The 14910-nt window shown below is 70.1% G+C and carries 14 protein-coding genes; 9 read left to right on the top strand and 5 right to left on the bottom strand.

The genetic code is table 11. From position 1 onward, the window contains the following. Window positions 1-99 precede the first annotated feature (99 nt). Window positions 100-681, top strand: coding sequence for a zinc-ribbon domain-containing protein (locus tag VMJ70_08885; protein HTO91231.1), 582 nt, complete (start codon window positions 100-102; stop codon window positions 679-681). Window positions 682-702: 21 nt separating this feature from the next. Here VMJ70_08885 and VMJ70_08880 read toward each other — a convergent pair whose 3' ends face one another. Genes VMJ70_08880 through VMJ70_08870 form a run of 3 tightly spaced genes read right to left on the bottom strand, consistent with a single transcriptional unit; the run spans window position 703 to window position 3996 of the window. After that, a complete protein-coding gene (locus VMJ70_08880) occupies window positions 703-1959 on the bottom strand; it encodes an MFS transporter (protein ID HTO91230.1) in 1257 nt (418 codons plus the stop codon). A 7-nt stretch (window positions 1960-1966) separates the two neighbouring features. Beyond that, window positions 1967-3106, bottom strand: a complete 1140-nt coding sequence (locus tag VMJ70_08875) for a glycosyltransferase family 4 protein (GenBank protein HTO91229.1) — start codon at window positions 3104-3106, stop codon at window positions 1967-1969. Further along, window positions 3103-3996 carry a lysophospholipid acyltransferase family protein gene (locus tag VMJ70_08870; protein HTO91228.1) on the bottom strand — a complete coding sequence of 298 codons (894 nt, stop codon included), beginning with the start codon at window positions 3994-3996 and terminating at the stop codon, window positions 3103-3105. Before VMJ70_08870 ends, VMJ70_08875 begins: the two co-directional genes overlap by 4 nt. A 208-nt stretch (window positions 3997-4204) precedes the next feature. Between VMJ70_08870 and VMJ70_08865 the strand changes: the two genes are divergently transcribed. Next, window positions 4205-4621: a hypothetical protein gene (locus VMJ70_08865; protein HTO91227.1), complete on the top strand. Its 417-nt coding sequence runs from the start codon at window positions 4205-4207 to the stop codon at window positions 4619-4621. On the opposite strand, the gene VMJ70_08860 is transcribed toward VMJ70_08865, so the two are convergent. Next, window positions 4611-6413, bottom strand: a complete 1803-nt coding sequence (locus VMJ70_08860) for a glycosyltransferase family 39 protein (GenBank protein HTO91226.1) — start codon at window positions 6411-6413, stop codon at window positions 4611-4613. The two genes, VMJ70_08865 and VMJ70_08860, sit on opposite strands and share 11 nt — an antisense overlap. Window positions 6414-6903: 490 nt before the next feature. Here VMJ70_08860 and VMJ70_08855 point away from each other — a divergent pair, with 490 nt between their 5' ends. The 3 genes from VMJ70_08855 (at window position 6904) to trpA (ending at window position 9301) form a co-directional block, all read left to right on the top strand. Next, window positions 6904-7941 (top strand): GTPase domain-containing protein, encoded by a 1038-nt coding sequence (locus tag VMJ70_08855; protein HTO91225.1) that lies wholly within the window; start codon window positions 6904-6906, stop codon window positions 7939-7941. Between the two features lie 105 nt (window positions 7942-8046). Then, a complete protein-coding gene (locus VMJ70_08850) occupies window positions 8047-8484 on the top strand; it encodes a hypothetical protein (protein HTO91224.1) in 438 nt (145 codons plus the stop codon). Window positions 8485-8506: 22 nt separating this feature from the next. Then, complete coding sequence (trpA, locus tag VMJ70_08845) at window positions 8507-9301, top strand: tryptophan synthase subunit alpha (GenBank protein HTO91223.1); 795 nt, start codon at window positions 8507-8509, stop codon at window positions 9299-9301. A gap of 293 nt (window positions 9302-9594) precedes the next feature. Here the strand turns inward: trpA and VMJ70_08840 are convergent, their stop codons facing one another. Next, a complete protein-coding gene (locus tag VMJ70_08840; protein HTO91222.1) occupies window positions 9595-12024 on the bottom strand; it encodes a SpoIIE family protein phosphatase in 2430 nt (809 codons plus the stop codon). A gap of 469 nt (window positions 12025-12493) precedes the next feature. On the opposite strand from VMJ70_08840, the gene csrA reads away from it, so the two are divergent. From csrA to VMJ70_08820, 4 genes are all read left to right on the top strand, one after another. Beyond that, window positions 12494-12745 carry a carbon storage regulator CsrA gene (csrA, locus tag VMJ70_08835; GenBank protein ID HTO91221.1) on the top strand — a complete coding sequence of 84 codons (252 nt, stop codon included), beginning with the start codon at window positions 12494-12496 and terminating at the stop codon, window positions 12743-12745. 61 nt (window positions 12746-12806) lie between these two features. Further along, window positions 12807-12941, top strand: a complete 135-nt coding sequence (locus VMJ70_08830; protein ID HTO91220.1) for a hypothetical protein — start codon at window positions 12807-12809, stop codon at window positions 12939-12941. A gap of 379 nt (window positions 12942-13320) precedes the next feature. Beyond that, on the top strand, window positions 13321-14538 hold the full coding sequence (locus tag VMJ70_08825; GenBank protein HTO91219.1) for an ATP-binding protein: 1218 nt from the start codon (window positions 13321-13323) through the stop codon (window positions 14536-14538). Continuing rightward, a partial coding sequence (locus tag VMJ70_08820) for a response regulator (protein ID HTO91218.1) occupies window positions 14477-14910 on the top strand: 434 nt, incomplete at its 3' end. The genes VMJ70_08825 and VMJ70_08820, both read left to right, overlap by 62 nt.

The following is a 14910-nucleotide window of genomic DNA, read 5'->3' as shown; positions in this document are numbered from 1 at the left end:
GCTCACGCCGGCGTCGCGAACCGCCGATAATCGACCGGGACCCGCCCCGATCGGGAAGGCGGGCCCGCCGCAGTCCATCGACCATGGAGTGGTCTCGGGATGCAGGTCACCTGCCCTCACTGCAGCACCCGCTACATCCTTCCCGAGTCCCTGCTCGGACCGCTCGGCGCGCGCGTACGCTGCCCGCGCTGTCGCGAAGCATTCACCGTCGAGCCCGCGGTCCCCGTTGAAGCGCCGCCCACCGAAGCGCCCGCGCTCGGCGGCGGTCCCGCGTACCCCTCCGACTGGTCCCGTCGCCTCGAGCCGGAGCCTCAAGCGTCCGCACCGGCTCCGCCGGCAACCGAGCGCGAGCGAACGGCAGGAGAGGATTCGGCCTACCGCTCGGTCGGCTCGCCGGCGAGTTCCTCCGACGAATCCGGCGCGGATAGCGCCGAGAGCCCCCTGACCGCCGCCGACGCCGCGCGCCTCGCGCTCGATCACATCGGGCCCGAAGCCGGGGCCGGGATTGCCGAGGCCTGGGCTCAGGGACAATTGTTCACGCGTTACGGCCAGGCCATCGTCGAGGCCTACGAAGCCTATCGCCGCACCGTGGGGCCCGGGGCCGACCCCGGCCTGTTTCGCCACGCGCTGCGCGAGAAGTGGGGCGTCGACCTGGAGCCGGGAGCGCCGCTCGTGCGCTGATCCCCGCCCGGGTGGCGAGCGCTAGAGCTTCATCAGCCCCGGATTGCTCCGTCCCCACACCAGCGCGAGCATGCCGATCGCCGCGATCAATCCGGCACACACGAGCAGCGTGTCGCGCGTTCCCACCAGCGGGGTGAGCCAGGCGGCAGCGAGGCCGCTCAACAGCAGCGCCAGCCGCATCAGGAAGTCGCGCGCGCTGAACACGCGCCCGCGCTGGTGAAGATCCACGCCTTCCTGCAGCAGCGTCTCGCACAACACGAACGCCGGCGCGATGAAGGCGCCGACCAGCAGCGCGGCGATCGCGAACACCGCGAAGCGCGAGCTGACCGCGAACGCCACCAGGGCGCCGCTTGCGAGTATGTAGCCCGCCCCGAGCAGCATCGGGCGCGGCAGATGCTTGCCGCGCGAGTTGATCCACCACGTACCGAGCATCGCACCGAGACCGAGCGAGCCCAGCAGCAGGCCGACGCGCTCCATGCCCGGAACGCTCGCCGCCCGCTGGATGTGGGGATTTCCGGCCACCTGAAGGAAGCCGCCCCCCACCCAGACCGCGGCCAGCGTCACGAGCCCGAGCGCCACCGGCGCGCGGCGCCGGATCAGCGCCCAGCCCTCGCCAACCTCGCGCAGGTAGCCGCCCCAGGTGACCTCGGGCCGCTGGGCCGCGTGCCGCTCCGGGGAGTAGCGGACCAGAACCAGAGTGATCACCGACACCAGGTAGGTCAGCGAATCGAGGCGCATGGCGAACGGCCAGCCGAAGTGATCCACCACGTAGCCGCCGAACAACGCGCCCACCACCGTGGCCGCGATCCCGGCCACCGACAGCAGGGAGTTGGCGCCGAGTAATTGCTCCGCCGGAACGATTTCGGGAGTGAGCGCGCTCTTCGCCGGCAGGAACAGGACGTTGCAGGTGAACATGATGAACACCAGCGCGAAGGTCGGTCCCGTGCGCTGGCCCATCGTGTAGGCCCAGGGAATCCCGAGCACCACCAGCGCGCGACAGAGATCCGAGATCACCAGCACGCGCTTCAGGTTCATGCGATCGACCCACGGGCCGGTGAACGGGGCGAAGAGCAGGACCGGCGCGACCATCACGTTGTTGAGCATCGCCAGCAGCACCGGGTAGTCGCTGTCGGTGCCGCGATGGGTGTGTTCGAGGAGCAGGCCGCCGAGCGCCAGGTAGGTCAGGCGATCGCCCAGCATCGAGATGAACTGGCCCCACCAGAGTGCCGCGAAGTCGCGCTGGCGAAGCAGGGGCGTGGGGTGAGCCCCGGTCTGCATGCCGCGATCAGGCCGCGGTGTGAACCGCGGCGCGGCGAGTGAGGGCCTCCCGGTACACCGACTCGAGTCGATCGGTGACGCGCGGCCATGCGAATTCCAGCGCGCGCGCGCGGCCACGGCCGGCCATCAGCAGGCGGCGCTCGGGATCTTCGGCGAGGCGCGACACGGTGCGCGCCAGCGCCTCGACGTCTCCGGGCGGGAACAGCACGCCGTTCACGTCGGGCACCACCACCGAGCGGTAGCCGGGAATGTCGCTCGCCACCACCGGCCGCGCCGCCGCCATTGCCTCGAGCAGCACGATGCCGAAACTCTCGTTGCCCGAGGCCGGCGAAACGAAGATGTCGCCGGTCGCATACCAGCGGGGCAGATCGGCGCTCGGCACGTGACCGAGGAAATGGACGTGGGCGCGGGCCGAAGGCGCCACCGAGGCCTCGAACTTCGGGCGCAGATACGAATCCCCGACCACCAGCAGGCGCGCGCGGCCGCCGGTGCGCTCGAGGATCCGGGGCATGGCCGCGATCAACAGGTCCAGACCCTTGCGCGGGTCGAGCCGGCCGACGAACAGCAGGTTCACGCGATCGGGATCGCGCCATTCCCCGAACGGTTCGATCGCGCCGTGAAAGCGCTCGACGTCCACGCCATTCGGAATCAGTTCGTACGTGCCTGGAAAATAGAGCTCGGCGGATTGCCGCGCGGTCCTCGAAACCGCCACGCGAGCCGTGAGCTTCTCGACGCAACGGGTGAGGCGCGGCTTGAAGAAATCCATCAGCGCGCTGCGTCCGCTGGTGGTGTGAAACGTTCCCACCAACGGGCAGGTTGCGCTTTCGATCGCCAGGATCGGCAGGGTGGGCGCGGTGGGGCAGTGGACGTGGAGCAGATCGAAATCGTGCGCGCGCAACACGCGCTCGAGATCCCGCCTCAGGTTCCAGCCCACGGTGAGATCCACGAAGGCCCGATTGAACGGCACCAGTACGTTCATGCCGATGCGTTCCACGTCCGGCAGCCCGGCCTCGCCCTCGCGGAATCGGCTGGTGATGATGGTCACGTCGTGACCGCGGCGGCGCAGCTCGACTGCGGTGTGATGGACGTGTTCGGTGACGCCGCCGTAGCGCGGATAGTAGGACTGGGAAACGATTCCGACCTTCACGCGCGCACGCTCCCCGGTTCACCCGCGGTCTCGCCCGCCTCGGCGGGCACCGGCTCCCACAGCGGCCGGAAGATGCACCATTGATCGAGGTGGCTGCGGATGTGCTTCTCGGTGAGCGAGGCCACCGCCGCGTGCAGCGCCGCGGTGGTCGGGTAGGCCGCCGGATCCAGCGCCGGCTCGATGACGACCCGGAAGCGTCCGGGCCGTACGCGCTCGCAGTAGCCGCTGATGATGAGCGCGCCGGTTCGCTGGGCGAGCGTTCCGGGACCGGCGGGAAAGCGTGTCTCGCGGCCGAACATCTCGACCGGAATGCCGTGGCTGTAGATGTCGCCGTCCACCATCAGCGCGATCATCTCGTTGCGCTCGATCGCCCGCAGGAGCTTGCGGAACCCGTCCTCGGGCGCCACGGTGTGGATGGCGAGCTCGGCGCGGGTCTCGCGCACCGCCGGGGTCAGCCAGCGGTTGAGCTGGACGCCCGCCACCGCCGTCACCGTATATCCCCAGTGCGCGAGCACCACGGCCGCCAGTTCCCAGTTGCCGATGTGCGAGCAGCACAGGATCACGCCACGGCCGCGGGCGACGGCTTCCTCGAGGTGCTCGCGGCCGCTAACCTCGACCGAGCCGAGCAGCTCCTCGCGGGAGAGGTGGGGCAGCCGGAAGAACTCGAACATCATCCGGTTGTAGGACCGCATCATGGAGCGCGCGAGAGCTGCCCGCTCCCGCCGGCTGGCGGTGGGGCGGATCTGGGCGAGATTGGCGAGCGCGGCGTGCCGGCGGGCGGGGAAGAAGGCCCAGTGAATCCCGGTCAGGAGATCGGCGATGAAGTATCCGAGCCGCATCGGCATTCCGGCGATGAAAGCCGTCAGCCACCCATAGACGAGTCGAGACATCCTGATCTCTACTCCTTTCCGGAGCGATCGGGTGCTTCGGGGAGTCCCGGGCAAGCTACGGCCCGGCCCGAAACCCTGTCAAGCACCGGCCGGGGTCCGACTCGCGACGGAGCTCGCGAGCGGATCGTTGACCCGAGGGTGAGCCGGACCTACGATGCGCCGCATCGTTCGCGAAGCACCGCGTCCGGACGAACAGAGGGACCTGATCATGGCCAGTCAGAAGCTGGTGCGCTGCCACATTCGCACGCCGGGCTCGAAGGACGCAGGCTCACCCCGGTTCATTCCACTCGAGATCTTCGGGCTGTGGGAATACCTGATGACCCACAAGCACGAGTTCGAGGTGGTCCAGCCGCGAGCGTCGTTGTGGCTGGACATGGAGGACTCGCCGGAGACCGCCTACAGCGAGCAGCAGTTCGAACGCGTGACCGAGGTGACGGCATTCGTGTACTCCAATCGCGACGAGATGTTCACTCGCGCCTGCCGCTACTTCCGTACCGACGAGTGCCCGAAGCTGAAACCGATCTTCCTCGCCCACTATACGAATCCGGGCGAGCGGCTCCAGACCCAGGTGCGCGAGCGCCAGGGGATCTGGCTGTTCCGGGAGCTGTCCGCGGTCAGCGCCTGAACGGCGGTTCGCCGCTCGATCGGGCGGCGCCGGACGGGAGCGTGTCCTCGCGCGCGGCGCGCGCGGCCCGATCGAGCGCCGCTCGCGCCCCCAGCGAATCGCCGAGCAGCTGGAGCGCCGCCCCTTCCACGCGCCACGCCAGGGCCAGGTCGGGCCGCGCACCGCGGGCCTCACGTGCCATGGCCAGCGCGGCGCGAGCGTGCCCGTGGAGGAGCGTGTCGGCCGCCAGCACTGCTCGCGCCGGGGCGGCGTCGGCGTCGGGATAGATGCGGATCGCGGCGCGCGACTCGTGGACTCGTCGCTGGTAGGAATCCATCAGCCACTCGGGCTCCTTTCCGAACTCCGGGCCGAGCCGATAGAGGATCGCCGGCGGCTGTTCGCAGGTGGCCAGGCGCTCGAGCCCGGGAACGGTGGCGGTGGTGTCGAGCAGATAGAGGAACTCGGGTCGCAGTCGCGCCTCGTACCACGAGAAGTAGAGGTATCCCGCGCCGCCCGCGCGCGCCGCGGCCGCCAGCTCCGGGAGCCGTTGGACGCGGGGGAACGGCGTGATCAGCCGGCCCGTGTAGTAGCCGATGTGGCCTCGCCGGCTCACCACGCGCAGGGTGTCCGGCTCTCTGCGCAGGCGCGGCGCGAGCGCCAGCACGTCGCGCGGCAGCTCGAGATAGAGTTCGCGCTGGGCGGCGACGTTGCGCGCGGTGAGCGTCACGATCGCGATCAGGGCCAGCACCGCGGCCGCCGTTCGGGCGCGCGGGCCCCGCGACCCCAGCCACAGCAAGGCCGCGGCGGCCAGGGCGCACTCGAATGGGATCAGCGGCAGGCGATACCGGTGAGAGTAGAACACCGGAACCAGGGTGAGATGCGCGATCAGACCGAGTGCGGCGATCGCGCCGATGCCGCGCCCTCGCCGCACGAGCGGCCACAGCAGAATTCCGGCGAGCGCCAGCGCGCCGAGCCACGGTCCCACCAGGATTCGCGCGTCGAGCCACAGGTGCTCGACGGCGCGCCCTGCCCAGAGCTTGAGCAGGGCGAGCGGATCGCTGGAGGCGACCCGCGCGAAACTCGAGGCCGCATCCCAGCCGAGCGACTCGGGCGCGCTGCCGGCCGCGTCCTGATAGTTGCGGCTCGCGTCACTCGACGCGTAGAAGCCGTAGTGCTGATAGAGCGCCGCGGCCGGCGGTGCACCGTGCGCGCACGCGAACCAGGTCCATGGGGCGAACAGCGCGAGGAAGCCGGCGCCGAACTCCGCGACCTCGCGCCACGCGCCGCGCTCGCGGAGAGCTCCCGGTCGAGCGAACAGCGGAGACAACCCCGCCAACGCCACGAAGATCATCTGATAGCGCGTCAGCGTCGCGAGCGCCGCGATCGCGCCAGCCGCGACGCTTGCACCCGCGCCCGAGCGCCTCAGCCGCAGCGCGATCGCCAGCGAAGCCAGGAAGGTGGCGAGCATGTCGGTGGTGGCGGCATATGCGTATCGCGTGAACACGGGCGTCACCGCCACGAACAGAATGGCGAGCGCCGCCCCGAGCGAGCCGAGAAGCGGCGCCAGCATCGCCAGCCAGCAGAAGAGAGTCCCGGCCGCGGCGAGCACCGACAGGAACTTGGCGCAGGCGAAGGCATCCCAGCCCGGGCCCTGAGCCAGCGCCAGGGTCAGCTCGTAGACCGGTCCGTAGGCCGCATAGCGGTGCGGATCGAGCACGCCGTGCCGGAGGGCCGCCGCCCCGGCGGCGTAGCCCCCGTAGAAGTCATTCTCGGTGTAGGAGTCGCCGATCGGGTGGAAGAAGGCCGCGACCACCGCCCAGGCGAGTGCGGCCAGGGCGATGACCGCCAGACCCGCATGCAGGCGCGGGGTTTCGACGCGGAGTTCGTTACGGATCGAGGTCAGGGCTCGCGGCTTTCGGAAAGAGGCCGGAAGCCTACAGGGAGGGCGGCGCCCGCCGCCAGCCCGGCCGGCGCCGATCGGCGACCCCGGGGCCCGTCCCCGCTCCGCGCGGGTGGATTTCCTTCAAGCCCGGATTGAGCCCGGCCGATAAGCGCATTGACAGCAAGCGCCCGCAGCAACGCCTTGGCAGGGGCGCGCGCGAGCTTCGCGGCCGGAGGATCCGACCGCGCTCGAGTTCGCGACCCCATCCGGTGCGTGCGGATCGTTCGGGTAGCGTGCTTCTCTCGGAGGAGCAGGAGGACGGCTCGCATCACCCTCGGGATGCCCGTGGAGAAAGGGCGGCAAGGGGCTCCGTGGGGTCACGTCCCGCGACAGGGTGGGGTCGCACAAGGAGGGTCTGACCGTGGTCGTCGTCAGCTATTCAGGCAAGGAGATCAACGCCAAGCTGGTGTACTACGGTGCCGGCCTGAGCGGCAAGACCACCAATCTCGAATCCATCTACGAGGCGGTGCCCGAGAGCAGCCGCGGCAAGATGGTGAGCATGAAGACGCAGTCGGATCGCACGCTGTTCTTCGATCTGCTGCCACTCGATCTCGGCGAGATCATGGGCTTCAAGACCCGCTTCCTGCTCTACACCGTTCCCGGCCAGGTGTTCTACAACGCGACCCGCAAGCTCGTGCTCAAGGGCGCCGACGCGATCGTGTTCGTGGCCGACAGCGAAGTCGGCAAGATGGAAGAGAACAAGGAGAGTCTCTCCAATCTGCGCGCGAATCTGTCCGAGTACGGCGTCAACCTGGACCAGATGTCGTGGGTGATCCAGTACAACAAGCGCGACCTTCCCAACGTCTACACCCTCGAGGAGTTGAACGCCGAGCTGAATCCGGGCGGCAAGGTTCCGTTCTTCGAGGCGGTGGCCAAGGACGGCAAGGGCGTGTTCGAGACCTTCCGCGGGATCTCGCACCTGCTGATGGAGAAGGTGACTCGCGATCTTCGCCGCACCAGCATGGCCGGCAGCCCGGCGAAGGGCGCCGAGGACGGCGGCGCGCCGCAACCCGCGCGACCGGCGCCGGCGCCGTCCGCGCCCGCCCACATCATGGCCAAGGAGGCCCGCGAAGCGCAGCTCGCCGAGATGAGCGCCGGAGCGGTCGACTACGGACGCGAGATCGATCTGAACGCCGCGGCGACGCGCCCCGCTCCAGCGCCCGCGCCCGCCCCGGTGGCTCGCGCCGCCGCGCCGGCTCCGCGTCCCGCGCCGGTTGCCGCCCCGGACCCCGCTCCGGTCGCCCGCCCGGCGCCGGCTCGTGCGGCTGCCCCGGCTCCAGCGCCGGCCCCAGCGCGCTCGGCCAATGAGGAACCAGCTTCACTGGTCGTCCCCATCACCGTGCCCAAGAGCGGAACCCGCGAAATCGTGCTGCGAATCGTGCTCAAAGTCGAAGAATAGCCACATAGACTTGACGCCCTCTTGAAGCCCGCGTTCACCGGATTCGTGATAGGGTTCTAACCGGTGGCGCGGGTTCAACCTTTAGAGGGCTCGAGGATGTCACGGATGGCTCGCTGGTCGTTGGCGGTCGCGTGTCTCGCTGTGGCGCTCGCGACGTCTCCGTCGCTGGCGCAGAACGCGTTCCCCGGACTGAACGGGTTCCAGCCGCAGGTGCCGGTTTCGGCGTTCGGCACGCCGATGTCGGGATTCGACGTCTCGCGCCTGCACGTGTCGACCACCATGAGCGTGGGGAGCGGCTGGGGCGGCGGAAGCTCGACCAACGCGCTCCAGGTCACCAACTTCTCCTACCAGTTCGCGAGACCGGCCTGGCTCTCCGTCAGCGTGGGAAATGCCTGGGGTGCCAACACCGTGAGCGGATCGTCGATGTTCCTCGAGGGGATTCGCTTCGGCTTCCAGCCGACGAAGAACAGCGTGTTCTCGTTCTCGTTCCAGAACGTGCGCTCACCGCTCCAGGTCAATCCCTATTACGGCTGGGGCTGGTAGCGCCCGGTTTCCTCACTCCCCAGTGGTTTCCGAACGACGGATCTCGGCCGCGATTCGCCGTCACGCCCGGCCGACCGCGCTGATTCCCTACCTGACCGCCGGTTATCCGTCGATCGCCGAGTCGCTCTCGGCGCTTCGCGAGGTCGAGGCGGCCGGCGCTGCCGTGGTCGAGATCGGCATCCCATTCTCGGACCCGATCGCCGACGGTCCCGACATCCAGCGCGCGTCGGAATGGGCGCTCCGTTCCGGAGTCGGCGCTCCCGAGACGATCGCGCTGGTGCGCGAGCTGCGGAAGACCTCGTCGATTCCGGTGGTGATCATGACCTACATGAATCCCGTGCTGCGTCACGGGCCCGAGAAATTCGCGCGCCAGGCCGCGGAAGCGGGCGTGGACGGCGTGCTGATTTCGGACCTGCCGCCCGAGGAGGCGCCCGAAATGTGGAGCGCCTTCGACGCCGCATCGCTCGACACCGTGGTGCTGGTGGCGCCGACCACGCCCCCGGAGCGGGCGGCCACACTGGCCGCGCGCTCGCGCGGTTTCCTCTACTGCCTGGCGCGCACCGGCGTCACCGGCGGCTCCGCCGGCGAGTCCACGCCGATCGAGGAGCGCGTGCGCGCGCTGCGCGGGATCACGTCCCTCCCGATCGTGGTGGGCTTCGGCATCGGCAATGCCGAGCAGGCGCGTCGCTACCGCGGGATCGCCGATGCTCTGGCGGTCGGCGCCGCGTTCATGCGCCGCGTGGCCGAGAATCCCGACCACGGCGCCGCCCAGCGCGTGGGCGAACTCGCGCGCGAGCTGGTTGGCGCTCTGGTTTGAGCGCGGCCCGAGAACGTCCCCGAACCGCGCGCCTCTGTCCCGGTCGCCCCGCCTAGCGGCGGATCCACCAGAGCAGATCGAGAAGCAGCACAGTCAGGCCGACTTCCACGGTCCACCTCCAGACGGGCAGGCGCGCGACGCGATGTTCCGCGGCACGTGGTCAACCGTTCCGATCGGCCGCCCGCGGGTTGGCAGCGCGGGCGGGGGAGGAGACTTCCTGTCGCCTCACCTCGACTCATCGGCCGATGTCGAAAAGGACTTGAGGGGAATGTTGCCGGGCGGAAACGGCCGATTCAGGCGCTTCGGGCCCGTGCGCCGATCGGCTCGGACAGCTGGCGCAGGACCACCACCGTCAGGTCGTCGAGGGGCCGATCGGCGAACGCCCGAACCTCGGTGAGCAACGCCGCCAGGATGTCCGAAGCCCGCCGCCGCGCGAACGCGGCCAGACAGTCGCGCACGCGCTCGATGCCGAACAGCTCCTCGCCCCGGCGAGCCTCGGTCAGCCCGTCGGTGTAGAGCAGCACGACGTCCCCGGCCGCGAGCTCGATCCAGGCGTCGGCGTAGGCGGCGTCGGGCCTCACGCCGAGCAACACGCCGCCGGCGGTCAGCTCCTCGAAGCTCCCGTCGCGTCGGCGCACCAGCGGAGGCGTCAGTCCGGCATTCGCGAACCCGATGCGGGCGCGGCGCACGTCGACGTGCGCGCACAGCAATCCCACGAACTTCTCCGGTTGCTCGTGCTGCAGCAGCTGGCGATTGATCGCGGCGAGGAGGGCGCTCGGTCGGAGGCCCCGCCGTGCCTCGCTGCGGAAACGCGCCTGGACTCCGGCCAGCAGCAGCGCCGCCGGTACCCCCTTACCAGCCGCGTCGCCGACCGCCAGGGTGAAGTCGCGGTCCCCGTTCTCGACAAAATCGTAGTAGTCGCCGCCCACCTTCTCGCTCGACAGCGCCGCCGCCGCGCAATCGAGCGTCGGAAACGAGGGCGCGCGCCTCGGCAGAAAGTGTGCCTGAATCGCGCCGGCCTCCCGCAGCTCCCGATCCAGCGCCACGTGGCTCGAGGCCTCGCGCCGGAGGTCCAGGTTCTCGAGCGCGGTGCCGAGATGCGAGGTGAAGCGGGTCAGCTCGCGGATCTCGTGCCGCCCAAGCCACGAACCCGCCAGCCGTCGGCCCAGCAGCAACGCGTGGCGGATCGGCTCGCCGACCGGCAGCAGCCAGCCCACCGCCAACTGGTCGAGCCGGTCGCGATCGGCCGGCTCGAACGGCAGGTCGTGGATGGCGGCGACGCCCTCGCCCGCCGACAGGGCGAGCGCGAAGCGTTCGGAGAGTGGCGAGGGCTGGAGCGAGCCGGAGTGCGCCAGCCAGCGCGGCCGGCTCTCCTCGAGCGCGAGCGCCGCGCAGCCCGAGAGCCGCAGGTCCTCGGCCAGCGCCTCGCAGGTCGACTGGAGCAGCGATTCCCGTGATCGGACCGCGCCCGGCTCGGCAAGTCCGGTGGTCGAGGCGGCGAGATCGGCGGCGGGCAGCAGGGGCGCGCCGCGTGGTCGCACCAGCTCGCCGAGGCTTCCGGCCAGCAGACCGCCGAGCGCCATGACCACCAGCGCTCCGGAAGTCACGTCGTCCGCGAACGCACGCCCGCGGCTCTGCTCCAGCAGATCGGCGGCCACCAGCGTCACCACGCCGCCGAGCGCCAACGCGCCCACCACCGCGGCGGCGCGCAACGCGACGCGGACGTCGAACAGGCGGTGGACGAGGATCGCCCAGGCGAACGAGGCCGGCACCAGCAGCGTGAGCAGCACGGCGAGACGCTCGCCGGGCAGTTCCGTCACCGGCGAGAGATTGCGCACCAGCGTCACCGTGGCGAGCGGCGTGACGCCCAGCAGCGTGCCGAACAGCGCGACACGCAGGCGCCGGCGCGAGTCACGATCGCGCGTCGCGCCGAACGAGCGCACGAACAGCGCGACCGCGAGCAGCAGTCCGGCGGCAAACCAGATCGCCGAGCTCGCATCGAGGATCCCGCTGGCCGACTCGATCGCGGCGGCGGAGGCGGCGCCCATCAGCAGCGTGCCCAGGGTCAGAGCGAAGAGCAGCGAGGCGAGGAAGTAGCCAATCGCGACGCCCGCACCAAGCCGGCCCAGCGGTCGCGCGCCCTCCGGGAACAGGGCGAAGAAATGGATGAAGAGCGCGGGCAGGAACAGGGTGATCCCCGAGTAGCCCGCTTCGTAGAGCAGCGCCGCGCGCGGATCGCGCCACTGCGGCATCGGTGCCACCAGCATCGCGAATGCGAGACAAAGGAGCACGAAGGAACGAGTGAGCGGATCGCGGCGCTCGGCCCACACCACGCTTGCGAGCAGGAGGAAGCCGCAAGCGACCATGAAGAGCTGGGCGACGAGTCGGCGGCTGGCGCGAGGCGGCGGTTCGGGAATCAGCTGGATCCAGCGCCGCACGCCGGATCTCTCGACCCACCACGTGGCCGGAACGCCCAGCTCGAGTCCCGCGGTGAGCACTCCGGCGCTGGGGGCCGCCCAGATTCGCTTGCCGGCCGGAAGCAGACGATCGCCGGGGGAGAGCCCCGCGCGGGCCGCGGGACTTCCCGGATCCACCACCTCGACCCGGTCTCCCCGCAGGACGAATCCCGTGTAGGCGCGCTCCGGGAGGCCGGTGGCCGTCCACACCAGAGCGGCAGTCACCACAATCATTAACGCCGGAGTCCACGAGTAGATTCTTCGCATCGGCCCTCGCCGGTCCGCCGCCCCCGGCGAAGCAGCAGCCGCAACCGAGTCGGTTGTGCGGCGCAGATTGTTGATGGGGGGATTCGGGCCGCTAAGTCCTTGAAAATTCGTTCCGGTTTCTCACGAATTCCGGCCCGCAGGAGGCCATCAACATTCTTCGCCGCACAACCAACGGAGTCAAGCCTGACGTGGCACCAAACGGTGCTTGGAGCCGCGCACGGTCACGGCTATGCTGCTTTCTCCGATGACGGCCGCACCGCTTGGGCGGAGAAGGGGTTGGGCGCGCGTGCTCGCGGCCGATCGCGTTCGCGCTCGCCCACGTTGACCGCACTCGACCGGGACGACGTCACTCGACATGTCATCCGAGACTCGCGGGTGGGTGTCGCTTAAGTCGCTGAGCACTCTTGCCGATAGGCTTCATGTCTGCTCCGGGGACCCGGAGCGGCGGTGAAGCGGAGGAAGCTTCAGAATGCTGGTCCTAACACGGAAGTTAGGCGAGAACATTCGCATCGGGGATTCGGTCAAGATCACCGTCCTCGAAGTGCGCTCGGGCCAGGTGAAGCTGGGCATCGAGGCGCCCCCCGAGGTGAAGGTGCACCGGGAGGAGATCTATGCCCGAATCCAGGAAGAGAACCGGCGCGCCCAGCACTGGAAGCCCGAATCCCCGCCGGAGCCGAACCCGCCGCGTTCGGAGCCGCGAAAGGAAAGCGGTGGCTCGTAGCCGCCGTTCACCCCCCGCTTCTCCGACTCAACCGGCAAGCCCCGGGCCTCCCAAACTCCAATTGGTCGAGGGCCGTCTGCTGCGCTGGGAGAAGATCCGCGCCGCGCGTGAGCGTATCGCCGCGGGCTTCTACGACCGCGAGGACATCCGTTCCCGACTCGCGGACGCGGTGTTGAAGCGCATGCGCCGCCCCTGAGCTCGACCCCGTGCAACGCTCGCGCAACGCGCGGCGCGCGCTTCGTAGCGGTGGCAGAAGCTGATTCGCGCGCCATCGGCCTTCGACGAGCTCGCCGGCATCGCGGCGAGAGTCCCACCGGCCCACCACGCTTCGGAATATCCACAGGTACTGCGGAGCAAACGCGGCAAAGATGGGTATGAAGTACATCGGGCTCCGTACGGCCCCGCTCGGAGGGGCGGTGCGACTTGCCCTCGAGCCTCCGCGGCTCCGTTTCCGCGACGAAAGTTGCGCCGGCGCTTGGTCAGGGCGGGGCGGTCTGCGATACTCCGCGGCTCATGGATCGAGACTCCCCATTTCCCGCAGGATGCGGGGGCGGGCGGCCGAGTCGAGTTCTCCCGTGGTCCCGCCTGAGATCATGAGCGCCGCGCGCTCGAACCGCCCGCGTCCCGCCGAGGCAGCCGCGCTGGCGGATGCGCTGTTCGAAGACACCGACGCCGCGGCGCTGCTGCTCGACGCGCGCGGCAAGGTACTGCGCGCCAATCCCGCCGCGGCACGCCTGCTCGGCGTGCCCGCCCGGCGAGTGGCCGGAAAGTCGGCCGCCGTGCTGCTGGGCTCGATCGTGCCGGGGGAGGAGCTGGTCCGCGAGGCGAGCGCCGCGCGCCGCGTCGAGCACGAGACCGTGCTCGCGGCCCCGAACGGGGGAGAGCTGCCGGTGCTGTGGCGCAGTCGCCGGCTTCCCGGCGGAGCGCTGCTGTTGATCCTGCGAGACCTCACTCAGCCGCGGCGGATGCGCGACGAACTGCGCCGGAACGAGCGCCTGGCGACGCTCGGTCAGCTCGCGGCCGGCGTGGCTCACGAAATCCGAAATCCACTCGCGGGAATCGGCACCAGCGCGCAGGTGTTGCTGCGGCGATTCGAACCGCGCGACGAGCGCGCGCGTTTCGTGAGGGTGATCCTCGAGGAAGTCGGCCGTCTCGACCGCATCGTCGGAAGTCTGCTGCAGTACGCCCGGCCGCGCACGCCCCAGCTGTCGGCCGGACGCCTGGAGCCCCTGATCCATCGCGCGCTCGAGCTGAGCGGCGAGGCCGTCCGGCAGGCCGGAATCCGGGTCGAGGTGACGGGCGGTGCGCGCCTCGCGCCGGTCTTCATCGACGCCGATCTCATCCTGCAGGTGCTGCTGAACGTGACGCTCAATGCCGTGCAGGCCATGCCGCAGGGCGGAACGCTGCGCTACGAGGTGCGACTGGCGCGCCGGCGCACGCCGCAGCGCGGACCGGGCCGGCGCGCCGGCGATCCCCCCGCAGCTCGCGCGCGGGATGCGCCGCGCTGGCTGCGCTACCAGCAGGTGCGGATCAGCGACACCGGCACCGGAATGCCACGCGGCGTGCTCGGCAAGTTGTTCGATCCGTTCTTCACCACCAAGCCGCAGGGCACCGGGCTCGGGCTTTCCATCTCGCAAACCATCATGCAGGAGCATGGCGGCACCATCGAAGTGGCCAGCCGCGAAGGACGCGGAACCACGGTGCTGCTGGGATTCCCGCTGGAGAAACGACATGGTGAAAGGCGACAGTTCCACGCGCACCCAGACCACGCACACGCTGCTCATCGTGGATGACGAGCGCTCGCTGCGCTTCAGCATCGGCGAGTGGGCACGCGACGCGGGCCTGCAGCCCATCGAGGCGGCGAGCGGCCGCGAGGCGATGGAGCGCGTGCGCGAGCGCGCCGCCGACGTCGTCCTGCTCGACCTGAAGCTGGGCGACGAAGACGGCATGCAGGTCCTCAAGCGGCTGCGCGAGGACGATCCCGACCGGCCGGTGATCATGCTCACCGGGCACGGCACCGTGGAGCACGCGGTGCGCGCGATCAAGATGGGCGCGTACGACTTCATGCTCAAGCCGCCCGACCTCGATCACCTCGGCGTCGTGCTGGAGCGCGCGCTGGAGCACTCGCGCCTCAAGCGCGAGGTCGAACACCTGCGCGCGAGCGC

This window comes from Candidatus Sulfotelmatobacter sp. (assembly GCA_035498555.1).
Taxonomy (GTDB): domain Bacteria; phylum Eisenbacteria; class RBG-16-71-46; order RBG-16-71-46; family RBG-16-71-46; genus DATKAB01.
Note: the sequence above shows the minus strand (reverse complement) of the source record. Positions and strands in the feature narration are given on the sequence as shown.